Origin of the sequence: Nocardia sp. PE-7, from assembly GCF_030486425.1 — a bacterium.
Taxonomy (GTDB): domain Bacteria; phylum Actinomycetota; class Actinomycetes; order Mycobacteriales; family Mycobacteriaceae; genus Nocardia; species Nocardia salmonicida_A.
This window is the reverse complement of sequence record NZ_CP129614.1, coordinates 3,049,741-3,062,548: the sequence shown is the minus strand read 5'-3', so window position 1 is coordinate 3,062,548 and position 12,808 is coordinate 3,049,741. Positions and strand designations below refer to the sequence as shown.

The 12,808-nt window shown below is 67.6% G+C and carries 14 protein-coding genes and 1 pseudogene; 3 read left to right on the top strand and 12 right to left on the bottom strand.

What is annotated here, in order from left to right; genetic code table 11:
* Positions 1 to 43 precede the first annotated feature (43 nt).
* Positions 44 to 925, top strand: coding sequence for an NAD(P)-dependent oxidoreductase (locus QX204_RS14390; RefSeq protein WP_301907308.1), 882 nt, complete (start codon positions 44 to 46; stop codon positions 923 to 925).
* 22 nt (positions 926 to 947) lie between these two features.
* Here QX204_RS14390 and QX204_RS14385 read toward each other — a convergent pair whose 3' ends face one another.
* Positions 948 to 1,520, bottom strand: a complete 573-nt coding sequence (locus QX204_RS14385; RefSeq protein WP_301907306.1) for a GNAT family N-acetyltransferase — start codon at positions 1,518 to 1,520, stop codon at positions 948 to 950.
* Positions 1,501 to 2,091: a TetR/AcrR family transcriptional regulator gene (locus QX204_RS14380; RefSeq protein ID WP_301907304.1), complete on the bottom strand. Its 591-nt coding sequence runs from the start codon at positions 2,089 to 2,091 to the stop codon at positions 1,501 to 1,503. Before QX204_RS14380 ends, QX204_RS14385 begins: the two co-directional genes overlap by 20 nt.
* Positions 2,092 to 2,174: 83 nt before the next feature.
* Between QX204_RS14380 and QX204_RS14375 the strand changes: the two genes are divergently transcribed.
* Positions 2,175 to 3,185, top strand: a complete 1,011-nt coding sequence (locus QX204_RS14375; RefSeq protein WP_301907302.1) for a saccharopine dehydrogenase family protein — start codon at positions 2,175 to 2,177, stop codon at positions 3,183 to 3,185.
* An 18-nt stretch (positions 3,186 to 3,203) separates the two neighbouring features.
* Here QX204_RS14375 and QX204_RS14370 read toward each other — a convergent pair whose 3' ends face one another.
* Positions 3,204 to 3,431 carry an alpha/beta fold hydrolase family protein gene (locus tag QX204_RS14370; protein ID WP_301907300.1) on the bottom strand — a complete coding sequence of 76 codons (228 nt, stop codon included), beginning with the start codon at positions 3,429 to 3,431 and terminating at the stop codon, positions 3,204 to 3,206.
* On the opposite strand from QX204_RS14370, the gene QX204_RS14365 reads away from it, so the two are divergent.
* Positions 3,408 to 3,779, top strand: a complete 372-nt coding sequence (locus QX204_RS14365) for a WYL domain-containing protein (protein ID WP_301907298.1) — start codon at positions 3,408 to 3,410, stop codon at positions 3,777 to 3,779. The genes QX204_RS14370 and QX204_RS14365 overlap by 24 nt on opposite strands.
* Positions 3,780 to 3,789: 10 nt before the next feature.
* On the opposite strand, the gene QX204_RS14360 is transcribed toward QX204_RS14365, so the two are convergent.
* The 9 genes and pseudogenes from QX204_RS14360 to QX204_RS14320 all read right to left on the bottom strand — a co-directional run.
* Positions 3,790 to 4,905: a serine hydrolase domain-containing protein gene (locus QX204_RS14360; RefSeq protein WP_301907296.1), complete on the bottom strand. Its 1,116-nt coding sequence runs from the start codon at positions 4,903 to 4,905 to the stop codon at positions 3,790 to 3,792.
* Between the two features lie 118 nt (positions 4,906 to 5,023).
* Complete coding sequence (locus QX204_RS14355; protein ID WP_301907295.1) at positions 5,024 to 5,452, bottom strand: nitroreductase/quinone reductase family protein; 429 nt, start codon at positions 5,450 to 5,452, stop codon at positions 5,024 to 5,026.
* Between the two features lie 44 nt (positions 5,453 to 5,496).
* Positions 5,497 to 6,324: an alpha/beta fold hydrolase gene (locus QX204_RS14350; protein ID WP_301907294.1), complete on the bottom strand. Its 828-nt coding sequence runs from the start codon at positions 6,322 to 6,324 to the stop codon at positions 5,497 to 5,499.
* 185 nt (positions 6,325 to 6,509) lie between these two features.
* A complete protein-coding gene (locus QX204_RS14345) occupies positions 6,510 to 6,710 on the bottom strand; it encodes a hypothetical protein (protein ID WP_301907293.1) in 201 nt (66 codons plus the stop codon).
* 134 nt (positions 6,711 to 6,844) lie between these two features.
* Positions 6,845 to 8,266, bottom strand: coding sequence for a three-helix bundle dimerization domain-containing protein (locus QX204_RS14340; protein ID WP_301907292.1), 1,422 nt, complete (start codon positions 8,264 to 8,266; stop codon positions 6,845 to 6,847).
* Between the two features lie 223 nt (positions 8,267 to 8,489).
* Positions 8,490 to 9,077, bottom strand: coding sequence for a DUF308 domain-containing protein (locus QX204_RS14335; RefSeq protein ID WP_301907291.1), 588 nt, complete (start codon positions 9,075 to 9,077; stop codon positions 8,490 to 8,492).
* Entirely contained in the window at positions 9,074 to 11,383 is a 2,310-nt protein-coding gene (locus tag QX204_RS14330) for an ATP-binding cassette domain-containing protein (protein ID WP_301907999.1), read from the bottom strand. The genes QX204_RS14335 and QX204_RS14330 overlap by 4 nt, the downstream gene beginning before the upstream one ends.
* Before the next feature lie 140 nt (positions 11,384 to 11,523).
* Complete coding sequence (locus QX204_RS14325; RefSeq protein ID WP_301907289.1) at positions 11,524 to 11,856, bottom strand: sterol carrier protein domain-containing protein; 333 nt, start codon at positions 11,854 to 11,856, stop codon at positions 11,524 to 11,526.
* A 77-nt stretch (positions 11,857 to 11,933) separates the two neighbouring features.
* Positions 11,934 to 12,728, bottom strand: a pseudogene (locus tag QX204_RS14320) (GNAT family N-acetyltransferase); the annotation flags it as partial.
* Positions 12,729 to 12,808: the final 80 nt, after the last annotated feature.

Genomic DNA, 12,808 nt, shown 5'->3' with positions numbered 1-12,808 from the left:
GGGCCTTGACCTCAAGGCAAGTTGAGCTTCTAGTGTCCGTTTCATGAGCGGAAACGAAAACACACCGACAGTCGCAGTTCTGGGTTTGGGCGAGATGGGGTCGGCACTGGCCGCGGCTCTCGTGGGGAGTGGTCACCGTGTCACCGTGTGGAACCGGTCGCCGGACAGAGCGGATCCGCTGGTGGCCAAGGGTGCCAGGTGGGCCGAGTCGCCGACAGAGGCGGTCGGAGCGGCCGAGGTGGTGATCGTCAATGTCACCGGTGGCGCGGTGGCAGCGGAACTGTTGCGCGCGGCGGGCTCGCGGCTCGCGGAGCGAACCGTGGTCGACCTGACCGACGGGACCTCCGAACAGGCTACTGCCACTGAGAAATTGGTGCACGAATACGGCGCGGACTACCTGCACGGCCAGATCATGACGATCGCTCCGGGTATCGGCTCGCCCGAGACGCTGGTGTTCTACGGCGGCGCCCGTCATGCCTTCGACCAGTACGAATCCCTGCTCCAGGTTCTCGGGGGCCGCGCTACACACGTCTCTGCCGACCCTGGCGTACCGACGCTGTACGGCATGGCCGTGCACGACATCATGTGGGGCCTGCTGAACGGATTCCTCCACGCCGCAGCACTTCTCGGCAACGCGGGGCTTCGCGTCGACGAGTTCCACGAGCAGGCGCTGCCTTCGTTGGCGGCACTGCCAACTCTGTTCCCGATGCTGGCGAAGGAAATAGATCACGGTCAGTTCGCCACCCCGTTCGGCGACCTGAGCCACCACCTGCCCTCCCTCGACGACCTGATCGTCGAAAGCCAGGCCCGAGGCATCGATACGGATCTACCCACCTACACGCGAAACCTGGTCGCCGAGGCCATCGCAGCGGGCCACGGACATGACAGCTACTCACGACTGGTGGAACACTTCGGCCGTCGATGATCGGCCGTGGAGGGGCGCTCCGTCAGCGCCCCTCCACGCCAGAAGTGCCGTTTTGCCCGGGGACTGGGATCCGATACCGCCACGCCGGACCGAGTTCGGTGTCCTCGATGGCCTCGAGCACACCGCCGTGGCGCTCGATCGTCTTCGCCGACCCGAGGTTGTCGGCCGCGCAGACCGCCGACATGTGGTCCATGCCCACTGTTCTCGCCTCGGCGATGATTTGGCTTAACGCCCAAGTCGCCAGCCCACGTCGACGCGCGGAAGGCCGGATCCCGTACCCGATGTGGCCGAATTTCCGCACGAAGTCACCGGTCCCGTGCCTCAGCGCGATCCCGCCGAGTACACGATCACCCTCGACTATCCAGCGATACGAGCAGCGCCGGTCGCCGCTGTCCGCCGATGCGGCGGCGAGCCGCGCGACCCAGACCTCGAATCCCGCCGCGGAGTCGACGTCGTCACTCGGCAGCAGGCCGAAACCGTCCTCGTGGGCACCGGGACCCCACTCCGCATGCGCCTCGTGCCACGCGCTGTACAGATCGACGGTGGGTGTGATCAACGCGGGAACGCCCGCACTGTCAGTTCCGCTGTCTCGCACCGATGCTCCCCACGATCAGATCGGTCAGCGCCGAGACCGCTTCCTCGGCCGACGTCGTGCCCAGGTTCAGTTCCGCGGCCAACGTTTCGGCCGCGCCCAGCACGCCGACACAGCGCAGCCGCAGCGCCGCGGTGGTGAGTGCGGAGAACGGTTGCAGCGTGGCCGCCATCCAGTCACGGTAGCTGTCGAGCATGTCGTGCTGGATCGCCTGGACGTCCGGGTTCCCTTTCAGCGCGGCGGAGATCGCGTCGAACTCGGGCATGTCGGTGGCGCAGGCGAAGTAAGCGGCGCCCATGACGCGCGCGATCTCCTCGACGGTCGGGGTGGCGTCGCGCACGGCTTGTTCGGAGGCCAGGCGGTGGCGTTCGTCGAGTTGCCGGTAGAGCGCGAGCAGCAGTTCGGGGCGGGTGCCGAAGTGGTCGTAGACGATCGGCCTGCTCACGCCTGCGGCTTCGGCGAGGGTGGCCAGGGTCAGGCCGTCGGTGCCGTGCTCACGGACCAACGTCAAGGCGGTTTCGAGCAGTTGCTCGCGCCTGGCCGGCTTCGCCAGCCGAGCCGATCGTGTGGTCATCGTCCTGCCTTGCGCCATTCCTCCAGTTTAGCTACAAAGAGTAAGTTACAAACTGTAGCTTACTGGCTGGAGAGGAATTCACCATGGAGAAACCAGTACTGATCATGGGCGGGTCGGGGCAGGCGGGGTCCGACACCGCCGCCCTGTTGCGCCGGTGGCACCCGACTCTGCCGTTGACCATCGCGGGTCGCGATCTCGGCCGGGCGCAGCGTGTGGCCGACGACCTGGGCACCGCGACCGCGGTCACGATCGATCTGTCCCGCCGCGATCTCGGTCTCGCCGATGCCACCTATTCCGCGGTGGTCGCGACACTGTGGGACGACCGACTCAACGGCCTGCACTACGCGCAGGACCACGGGCTGCCCTACCTCAGCATCTCCAGCGGCCTGCTCGATATCGGCCCGGAGATCGTCGCGGGGGCGCAGAGGTCGAGTGCGGCACCGGTTCTGGTCGCCAGCCACTTGATGGCGGGAATCGTCGTTCTCGCCGCACTGGATTCCGCGCGCGAGTTCGACCGCGTCGACTCGGTTCGAGTCGGCGTCGCCCTCGACGACACCGACACCGGCGGACCGGCGGGCATCGCGGACCTGGAGCGCTGGTCGGCCGTCACCGCGGCGGGCCTGGTGCGACGCGACGGCGTCTTCACCTGGCTCACCGAGGCCGACGCACGAGCGGAGGTGTACACGGTCGACGGCACCGCGCTGCCCGGTCAGAGCATCCCGGTTCTCGATGTGCCGAGCCTGGCCCTGGCGACCGGCGCACCGAATGTCCGGGTCGACTTCGCCGTCGGTGAGACCCCGACCAGACGTCGCGGCGAACCCGCCTCCCTCGAGATCGGCATCGATCTCGTCGGCACCGACTCGACCGGCGAACCGATCGACAGGACACAGCATCTCGTCCATCGCGACGGGCAGCGCCCACTGACTGCCCTCGGAATCGCGCTCGGCGTCGAAAGGCTGCTCGGCCTGCGCGGCGACCGTCCCGCACCGGGCATCCACACCCCGGAGGCACTGATCGACCCCGCCTACGCGGTCGAGCGCCTGAGCGAGATCGGTGCCGTGTGGCATCGAGACGGCGGTGGTTTCCGGTCATGATCCGGAGGCCGACGAGCTCTACCGCACCGAGCGGAAGAACTCGCGCACATCGTCGACCAGCAGGTCGAGCGCTTCCATTGCCGCGAAGTGCCCGCCACGGTCGTATTCGGTCCAGCGGACGAGGTTGTTCTGTTTCTCGGCGATGCCGCGAATCGTGGTGTCGCCGGGGAAGACCGTGACCGCTGTCGGGACACCGGAACTGGGCAGGTCGGCGCCCCACTGTTGGGATTCCTTGTACAGGCGCATCGAGGATCCGGCGGCGACGCGGCAACCTATCTGTCACGCAGTCTGTCCGTCGCGTCGTGGCCGTGGCGCACTGTCGTCACTCTGCACGGATCGGCCACCGAGCTGGCCGATCGTGTCTGGCCGGGAATCGGTGTGCTCGAAGCGGTCGACGACACCCGCTGCCTACTGCATCTGGGTGCCGACTCCCCTGCCTCGCTCGCCTGGATGATCACCGCCCTGGACACCGAGTTCACCGTCACCGAGCCACCGGAGCTCATCACCGCGCTGCGCACAGTCAGCGAGCGCTGCCGTGTCGCGATCGCGAATGCACTCGATGCAACTTTGCATCCCATGCCACCGAAGCCCTGAGGCGCGAGATTCAGTCACACAGTGCGTGAGTGAGCATCCCGCCGAGATCGACAGACGACGATGTGCCGGTGTAGACGATGGTGACCGCCCGCCCGGCTCGGGTGGCGCCCGCGACGGTGGAGAATCCGGGAACGCCGCCGATGTGGCCGACGAACTGGGTACCACACGGCAGTGGGGTGTAGCCGAGACCGAGACCGTAGGACATACCGTCCCCGTTGCCCATGTCGATTCCGTCGAGCATCTGCCGAAGTTGCGGCTCGGGCACGACCTGACCGGCCAGCAGCGCGAGGAAGAACTGATTCACATTGGCGCCGGTGCTGACCAGGGCACCGGATGTCCACGGCACCGACGGCTCCATCGGTGTCGTGTCGGTGACTGTCCCGTCGATCGCGGTGTAACCGGTGGGATGGGGCAGGCGCAGCCCGGTTTCGCCGGTGGCGGGCAGGTAGGTATTCGACAGGCCGAGCGGTATCAGGATGCGGGCGCGTAGTTCGTCGGTGTAGCGATGCCCGGTCACCGCCTCGATCAGCATGCCCGCGACGATGTAGTTGATGTTGGTGTACTCGAACCGGCTGCCGGGTGCGAATTTCGCGGGGTTCTGCAAGGCCAGTGCGATCTCCTCGGCCGGGGTGAAGGTGCGACCGTTCTTTGCCGCTGCGTGTTCGTCGAGCTCGGGGGATCGAGTCGGCTCGGGCAGGCCACTGCGGTGGCCCAGGATCTGGCGGACGGTGATCGCGCGACCGTCCACGCCGTCACCGGTGAGCAATCCGGGCAGGTACGTGTCGATGGGCTGGTCGAGGTCGACGCGGTCTTCGGCGACCAGTTGCAGCACGATCGCGGCGGTGAAGGCCTTGGTGACGCTGCCGATCCGCACATGCTGGGCGACGTCGGTGCCGATCGGAGTCGTGGAGACGACATCGCCCAGACCGGAGCCGACGACGGTGCTCGCGCCGTTCTCGGTGAGCGTGGCCACGGCCCCGACGGCGCCCGCGCCGACCATCGCGTCGAGGTCGCCCCGCACACTGTCCACCCGGGTGACCGCGACGGGATCGGGCTCACTGGTCGTACAGGCGGACAGGATCAGCGCGGCCGCGAGGATCGGCACGGTCAAGAGTCGAAAAGGCATGACCGAACGGTAGGAAGCGCAGGCCCGCACACGCATCGGCCCGCAGTACTACCACCGCATCGGACTGCGGTAGCGGGACAGGGCGGTCCGGGTCGCCCTGTCCCGCTACGTCATCGGATCAGTTCCGACGCAACGCGAGCACCGGGATGGTGCGGATACCCTTCGTCTTCTCCTCGTATTCGGCGAAACCGGGATACCGTCGCGCCTGCTCGGCGTAGAGGCGGTCACGTTCGGCGCCGGTGACTTCGGCGACGGTGACCGCGAAGGTCTCGGTGCCGACCTCTGCCTCCGCTTCGCCCGCCGAGACGAGGTTGTAGTACCAGTCGGGATTGGTGGGGGCACCGGCTTTGGACGCGAAGACATAGATGGCCTTCGGGTCGTTCTCGTCGGCCAGATACATCATCGGCGACACCAACTGTCGGTCGGTGCGCCGCCCTCGGTGATGCACCAGCACCATCGGCGCGCCCTCGAAGGGCCCACCCACTTTCCCTTCGTTGTCGCGGAACTCGGCGATGATCTTGCTGTTCCAGTCCTGGGATTCGCTCATGCCTGGCATCTTCCCCCGACCTCGCCGTGTGCGAGCAACCACGCTCACGGCTCGTCGAGTACTTCTTGCAGGCGGGCGACGAAGGTGACCGGGTCGTTGACGAATCCGGTGTGATCGCCGGGGAACAGGACCGGTTCCACGCCCAGCGCCGAGGCCAGTTCTCGTGCGGTGTGGTCGCAGAACTGGCCGGCGGACTCGGCCCCGATTCCGACGATGACGCGGGTGGGGATCGAGCGAAGCAACGGCGGGTCCGGTACCCAGGCGGTGGTCTGGCCTAGTTCATGGGCGAACCAGAACCGTTCGCTGGCCACCTGCTGTGGATCGCGGTCGCCGCCGAAGATCTGTTCGAGCATCCGGTCCGGGACGGGAATCTCGGCTTGGGCGAAGAACTTTCGCCAGGCGCCGATTACCTCACCGGCGGCGTAGGTGGCGACGATGTCCTCGGTGAGCGCGCGCTGGGCATCGGCGTCGGGTAGCAGCTCGCGCAGCGGCGGTTCGTGGGCGACGGCGGTGGTGACCAGATCGGGGTGGGTCTGAGCCAGCGCCAGCGCGGTGACGGCGCCGCCGCTGGACCCGAAGACCACGGCCGGACCCTCGTCGAGATGGGTGATGAGTTGGGCGAGGTCCCCGGCCCGGGCGAGCACCGTCGAATCCTGGTTCGGATCGTCGAGGGGGCTACCGAAATGGCCGCGCGGGTCGGTGGTGAGGACGGTGTTGGTGGTGGCCAGTTGTTCGGCGGTCGCGGCGAACGAGGCGGCGTTCATCGGGGCACCGACGAGGACGAGCAGCGGTCCCGACCCACGGACCTCGTAATACAGGCGGGCATCGGGCACCACGAGGGTGCCGGTGGTGACGGCGGAACTGGCGGTCATGAGGCTCTCCCGGATCTCGGCTACAGGTAGCACTCATAGAGACGGCGCGGGCCGTGAGAACTCATCGGTCGTTGCGAATGTTCTTTCACCCTAACCTTTGTCGCAGGTCAGAGTTCTTTCGACGACCATCCACCCGCGACCGCGCCCCTGGCGGCGGGCAATCCGCCGCCAGGGGCGCGGTCGAGCTAACGGCGGCGGCGAAGTTCGTCGGCGCGGGCGCGCAGTGTCGCCGCGACCAGTTCGCGGCCTTCGTGGGCCAGATCGACCACTTCGCGGGCGCTCTTGCGTCCCGCGTCGCTCACGATGCTCGCCAGCGCGATACCTGTTCGGCGCGCCGCTATGGACAGTTCGTTGAGCAGTTCTCGGCCGGGTTCGAATTTGTCCATCTCGGTGGAACTCCATTCGCAGTGCAAACCAGCTGGTATCACCTGGAAAGCTCAGTGTACAGTCGTGCACTGAATGCGTGTCAAGCCCCCAGGTCGCACAGCACAGAGCTGCACGGCACCAGGGTGGGGCGGGTTCAGTTGTAGGAGTTGGCAACCCCGTCGAGCAGACGCTCGAGGGTCTCGTAGGCCGGTACGTCGACCACGTCGATCAGATCGGCGGCCACCGGCACCGAACGGTCGGCGGCGACCGAGGTGAACTGGGCGGTGTCGCCGGTGCGGAACCCGTGTTCGGCGGCCAGACGACGCAGTTCGGGGTTGTCGGTGAGGAGTTTGCCGATCTTGTCGCCGGCGGGGTTCAACGGGACCAGCGTGTGACTCGACAGGACGGTCGGGGTCGGGTACGTCAGCACCATGTCCGGCTTGATCCGGCCCTTGCCCGCCGCTTCGACGAACTGGGCCTCGTAGATGCAGACCAGCGGGATCGGGCCCATGCCGTTGGTGAGGTACTGGTTGAACGGTCCTTCGCTGCTGTTGTCGGTGTAGCCCTGGGCGAGGAACAGCTTCGACAGGGCGGGCAATACGTGCTGTTCGGCGGTGGCGCCGCGCACGATGGTGTGGTCGTTGGCGACGTAGCTGGCGATCGACAGGTACATGGCCGCGGAATTGGAACTGCGCGGATCGGTCGTGGAGACCAGGATGTTCTTGGCCACCGGGTAGGTGGTGTTGTCGGGCAGGTCGTCCCACTGCACGCCGGTGCCTGCCAGCTCCAGGTACTTGTTCATGTCGAACGTCGCGACCGGACCTGGCTTGATCACCCCGGCCGTCGTCAGCAGCTCCGCGATCGGCCGGTAGGTGGCGATGGCGATCGGCGACGAGAACGGCGTGTATTTGGTCGTGATATTGCGCTGGCGCTGGATTCGTTCCGCGGCCGGAATGCTCGACGGGAACGCGAAGTCGAAGGCGCCGAGATCGACGGTGGTCGCGATCTGGCGCGAACCAGCCGGTTCGACCTCGACTCGGATGCCGTTGTCGGCGAGCACCTTCACCACGTGCTCATCGGCGAAGAACGACATCTTCTCCGACCCGACGACACCGCGCACCACCGTCGCCGCGGCGACCGGGGCGGCGGCTGGAGCATCCGCGCCTCCGGGCAACAGCACGACCCCGGCCACGACGGCGGCGACAACCATCGCCGCGCCGAGCGACATCGGCACCACCGCCCGCCTGCTCACCCGCCGCTTCGGCTGCTCCTCGGTCGTGGTCGACTCGCGCGCGATGAGCTCGGCGGCCCGCACGCTGGCCGACGGCGCCGGAATCCGCACCGTCGGATCGGGATCGGCGAGTTCACGGCGCACGATCCGCTCGACCAGAATCGGCACGAACTCCCGGATCGGCTTATCGGTGAAACGATGGTGCGCGGCGCCTACCGCCGACGTCACCTGGTCGACAGGGACGTTCTCGGACAGGTCTTCGACCAGACTCTCGGTCATGCGCCGCATAGCCAGCTCTTCTCGCTGGACGGCATCGGCAGCTAGGCCGGGTACTACGCGCGACACCACAATTCTCCTGGGCTCACAATCGGGCTGCGGACGCGGCGCGCCGAACAGGGCCCTCCCCGTGCGCACGCCGCGGGCCACGCTACCGGCGCGCAGCACAGTTACCCCAGCTGTGAGCGAGGGTGCACACAGAGTTCAGCACGCGCTCGACTGCCCGCAATGTCGCGTTGTCCCCGAATTCGCGTAAACCCCGAATTACGTACTGGCAGTGTGTGATTCGCTACTACAGCTCGGTCGCGGCACGAATCTTCCGACTCTGTTCCTCGGTCGCGGACCCGTGCGCGGCGTGCAGCGCCGCCCGCCAGAGTCCGCCGGCGAGCAGCTCCATGACACCGATCACGACCAGCCCACCGCCGGCCATCGTGGCCAGCCCCGTGACCGTCTGGAAGGTGATCGCGATGACGGCGATGCCGATCGCGGTGGTGACCAGCCCGCACACTTCGTGGGTCCAGCCGTCGACGATGCTGTCGTCCCACGCCGCGACCAGCGCCTGCACGATGCCGCGCACCGACCAGCCGATGCCGATCCACAGGGCGAGCAGTTCGATATTGCCGCCGTAGAAGACCAGCCCGGCCAAAATCCCGGTGAGCCCCGCGCTGACCAGGACCAGCACCCGCAACAACAACGCGATCCGCGCCATGAACGCCAGATACGTCTGTATCGCGGTGCTCAGAACCAACGAGATCCCGAACAGCGTCGCCAGGGTGGATTCGTCGCGCCCCGGCCACAGCAGCAGCGCCACACCCAACCCGAACGAGCACCCACCGGCCACGAGCATCGCGGTGCCGGTCCGGTCGGCGTCGCGGGTCATGTCAGCCGCTCCGCCAGGTAGGGCGAGGTCCGGCTCACCGGATTGCCCGCCACCTGCTCCGGTGTCCCCTGTGCCACGATTCGGCCCCCCTGCCCGCCACCGCCCGGTCCCATGTCGATCACATGATCGGCTCCGGCGACCACGGTCATGTCGTGTTCGACCACCACCACGCTCGCGCCGCTGTCGACGAGCGAATTCAGTTGTGTCATCAGGATATCGGTGTCGGCCGGATGCAGCCCGGTAGTCGGCTCGTCGAGCAGGTAGACGGTGCCCGCGCGCCGCGCCCGCTGCAGTTCGGTGGCCAGCTTCACCCGCTGCGCTTCACCACCGGACAGTTCGGTGGCCGGTTGCCCGAGCCGCAGGTAGCCGAGGCCGACATCGCGCAGCGTGTGCAGAGCGCGCGCGACGACGCCGACGTCGGCGAGGAAGTCGGCGGCGCGGTCGACGGTCATGTCGAGCACCTGGGCGATCGTGGTGTCGCGGTAGGTGATGTCGAGGGTTTCGGGGTTGTAGCGCGCACCGTGGCAGGCTGGGCACGGGCTGTAGGTGCTGGGCAGGAACAGCAGTTCCACGGTGATGTAGCCCTCGCCCTGACAGGTCGGGCAACGTCCCTCGGCGACATTGAACGAGAACCGGCCGACGCCGTACCCGCGGGCCGCGGCGGCCTCGGTCGCGGCGAACAGTTTGCGTACCGTGTCGAACAGGCCGGTGTAGGTGGCCAGGTTCGATCGTGGGGTGCGCCCGATCGGCGCCTGATCGACTTCGACGACTCGCACGATGTCCGCGTCCGCCTCGGCGGTGGTCGAAACAGCGTGCAGCAGCGTGGATTTGCCTGATCCGGAGACGCCGGTGATCGCGGTGAACACCCCGAGGGGGATGTCGACGTCGAGGTCGTGCAGGTTGTGGCTGGTGATCGCCCGCAACCGCAGCGCGCCGGTGGGCGTGCGGGCCGCGCGCGGAGGGCGCGCGATCTCGTCGAACAGGTAGGGCCGGGTGACCGAGTCGGCTACCTCGCGCAAGCCGTCGACTGCACCGGCGTAGAGCACCGTGCCCCCGTGGATGCCCGCGCCGGGGCCGATGTCGATGAGCCAGTCGGCGTGGCGGACGACGTCGAGGTCGTGTTCGACGAGGAACACGCTGTTGCCCGATTTCTTGAGACGGTCGAGCACTGTCGTCAGTGCGGCGGTGTCGGCCGGGTGCAGTCCCGCTGACGGCTCGTCGAGAATGTAGACGACACCGAACAGACCTGACCGCAGCTGCCCGGCCAGTCGTAATCGTTGCAGCTCACCGCCGGACAGCGTCGGGCTCTCCCGGTCGACGCTGAGATAGCCGAGTCCGAGTTCGATCAGCACATCGATGCGCGAGGTCAGGTCCTGGGTGAGCACCGCCAGCGCCTCTGTGCCGGGGGTGTAGGGCCGCAACACCTCGACGAGCTCACTCAGCGGCAGGTCGGCGAGTTCGGTGATGTTGTACCCGGCGAAGGTCACCGCGAGCGCTTCGGGTTTGAGTCGCCGCCCGTCACACAGCGGGCAGACGGCGGTGTGCAGGTACTCGGCCGCGCGGGCCCTGGTGGCCTCACTCTTGGATTCGGCGTGCGAGCGCAGCAGCAACTGTTCGGCGCCGGTGTAGGTGCCCTGGTAGGGGCGGTGGATGCGATGGGGTTCGCGCACGGGTTCGACCGTGACGACCGGTTTTTCCTCGGTGAACAGGATCCAGTCGCGGGCGGCGGGTGAGAGTTCGCGCCACGGGCGGTCGATGTCGTAGCCGAGCGCGCTGAGCACGTCGCGCAGGTTCTTGCCCTGCCAGGCGCCGGGCCACGACGCGATCGCGCCTTCGCGGATGCTCAGCGACGGGTCGGGGACCATCGACGCCTCGGTGGCTTCGTGGACGACGCCTTGTCCGTGGCAGCGCGGGCAGGCGCCTTCGACGGTGTTCGGGGAGAACGCGTCGGAGTAGAGGCGGTTGGTGCCTTCCGGGTAGTGCCCGGGGCCGGTTCTGGCGGGAGTATCGGGGTAGTCGCCTTCGCGGGACATGAGCATGCGCAAGGTGTTCGAGATCGCGGTGACGGTGCCGACGGTCGATCGTGACGACGGCGAGGACCGGCGCTGGGCCAAGGCCACCGTCGGCGGCAGGCCGGTGACAGTATCGACATCGGGAGCTTCGACCTGGTTCAGCAACCGCCGGGCATACGGTGCCACCGATTCCAGATAGCGGCGCTGCGATTCCGCGTACAGCGTGCCGAACGCCAACGAAGACTTGCCTGAGCCCGACACCCCCGTGAACGCGACCAGGGCGTCTCGGGGCATGTCGACGTCGATATCGCGCAGATTGTGGACCCGGGCGCCACGCACCCGAACCGAAGGATCGACCTCGTGCGAATCCACAGCTACCTACCGTACTCCCGAAGCGGTGACCTTCGGGGCGAACGCGCCCGTTGGTGTAGAGCCTAGAAGGGCCAGCCCAATTGCGGTGCGCGGTCGGCGGTGAACGCTGCGTCGAACGCGCGCAGCACCTTCGGATCCTCGACGGCGATCCGGTGCGCGGCGGCGAAAGTGCTCGCGCGCTGTCCGCCGAAGTAGAGGGCGCCGAGAATGTTGATGTCGAAGGCGAGTGTCGCTGTCCGGGTGGTGGGCTCGCATTCGGCGAGGCCGTCCCGGATGCGCAGGGCGAAGTTCCCGCCGGCGCCGCGGAACGGATCGTGCACCGCCAGCACGGTATCGAGGTCGGTGCGGTAGGTCGCGCGGTCAGTGCGGCGGGTACATCCATGACCCGCGCCCACAGGGTGTCCCCGCGGTGGGTCACCTGCACCGCGCGTGGGTCGGTGAGCATGTGGGCCAGCGGATCGTCGTCGGCGATCTCGGCTTCGACGGTGTCGACGAGGTCCATGCCGAGCAGCACCCGCCACAGCGCGGCATGCGCATCGGGGGTCACGGCACGGAATTCCCACACCGAGGCGATGTCGCGGTCATCCCGCCGGGAGCGCCGATACAGGGCGTAGCCGTCGGCGTGCAGCAGCACGAACAGCGTCGTCGCGCCCTGGCGATGGCGCTCCACATCGGCGAAGAACAGGTCCCACTTGGCATCCGGACGAGCCTGCGCGCCCGAGGTCACTTCCTGCCAGCGCTGGTAGATCTCGCGAATCCGCGGGGCGGCGTCGGTCAGGGTCTCCAGGGTGACGCCGCCGGGATCGGGTGTGGTGGAACGGAATTCGGCTCGCCGCGTATCGATGTAGACGGCGGTGTCGAGAATGGCCGGCTCGTATCCGAACCGCCCGTAGATCGTGCCCTCACTGGCTGTGAAGATCGTCAACGGCAATCCGTCGGCCTCGGTTCGAGCGTGCTGGGCCGCATAGAGCTCGCGCAGAATCCCCCGCCGCCGATGCGTCGGCGCCACCGCGACCCCCGATACGCCACATGCGCGCACCGACCGTTCCCCCGGCACCGTGACCGTCATCGTCAGATCCACCGTATGTCCGACGATCCGGTCACCGTCCACGGCGACCAACGAGCGCTCGACCGGAAAGACCTTGCCCCGGAATTCGTCCTCGTCACCGCCGTACCGCATCCCGAACCCGGCCTCTTGCAACCCCAAGATCGCAGCCGAGTCCGCCTGAGTAGCCGACCGAACGCACACGCTCTTCGCCGATGCCATCCTCGTACCCTGCCACGCCACCCCACCACGCCACATCTGGTTTTCGACCCGAGGTGGCGTGATGGGGAGCAGCTGTGGGG

Excerpts from the sequence above, each read along its gene's own strand:
- QX204_RS14390 (WP_301907308.1), top strand. The coding sequence starts at position 44 with ATGAGCGGAAACGAAAACACACCGACAGTCGCAGTTCTGGGTTTGGGC.
- QX204_RS14380 (WP_301907304.1), bottom strand. The coding sequence starts at position 2,091 with ATGACCACACGATCGGCTCGGCTGGCGAAGCCGGCCAGGCGCGAGCAA.
- QX204_RS14375 (WP_301907302.1), top strand. The coding sequence starts at position 2,175 with ATGGAGAAACCAGTACTGATCATGGGCGGGTCGGGGCAGGCGGGGTCC.
- QX204_RS14370 (WP_301907300.1), bottom strand. The coding sequence starts at position 3,431 with ATGCGCCTGTACAAGGAATCCCAACAGTGGGGCGCCGACCTGCCCAGT.
- QX204_RS14360 (WP_301907296.1), bottom strand. The coding sequence starts at position 4,905 with ATGCCTTTTCGACTCTTGACCGTGCCGATCCTCGCGGCCGCGCTGATC.
- QX204_RS14355 (WP_301907295.1), bottom strand. The coding sequence starts at position 5,452 with ATGAGCGAATCCCAGGACTGGAACAGCAAGATCATCGCCGAGTTCCGC.
- QX204_RS14350 (WP_301907294.1), bottom strand. The coding sequence starts at position 6,324 with ATGACCGCCAGTTCCGCCGTCACCACCGGCACCCTCGTGGTGCCCGAT.
- QX204_RS14345 (WP_301907293.1), bottom strand. The coding sequence starts at position 6,710 with ATGGACAAATTCGAACCCGGCCGAGAACTGCTCAACGAACTGTCCATA.
- QX204_RS14335 (WP_301907291.1), bottom strand. The coding sequence starts at position 9,077 with ATGACCCGCGACGCCGACCGGACCGGCACCGCGATGCTCGTGGCCGGT.
- QX204_RS14330 (WP_301907999.1), bottom strand. The coding sequence starts at position 11,383 with ATGCCCCGAGACGCCCTGGTCGCGTTCACGGGGGTGTCGGGCTCAGGC.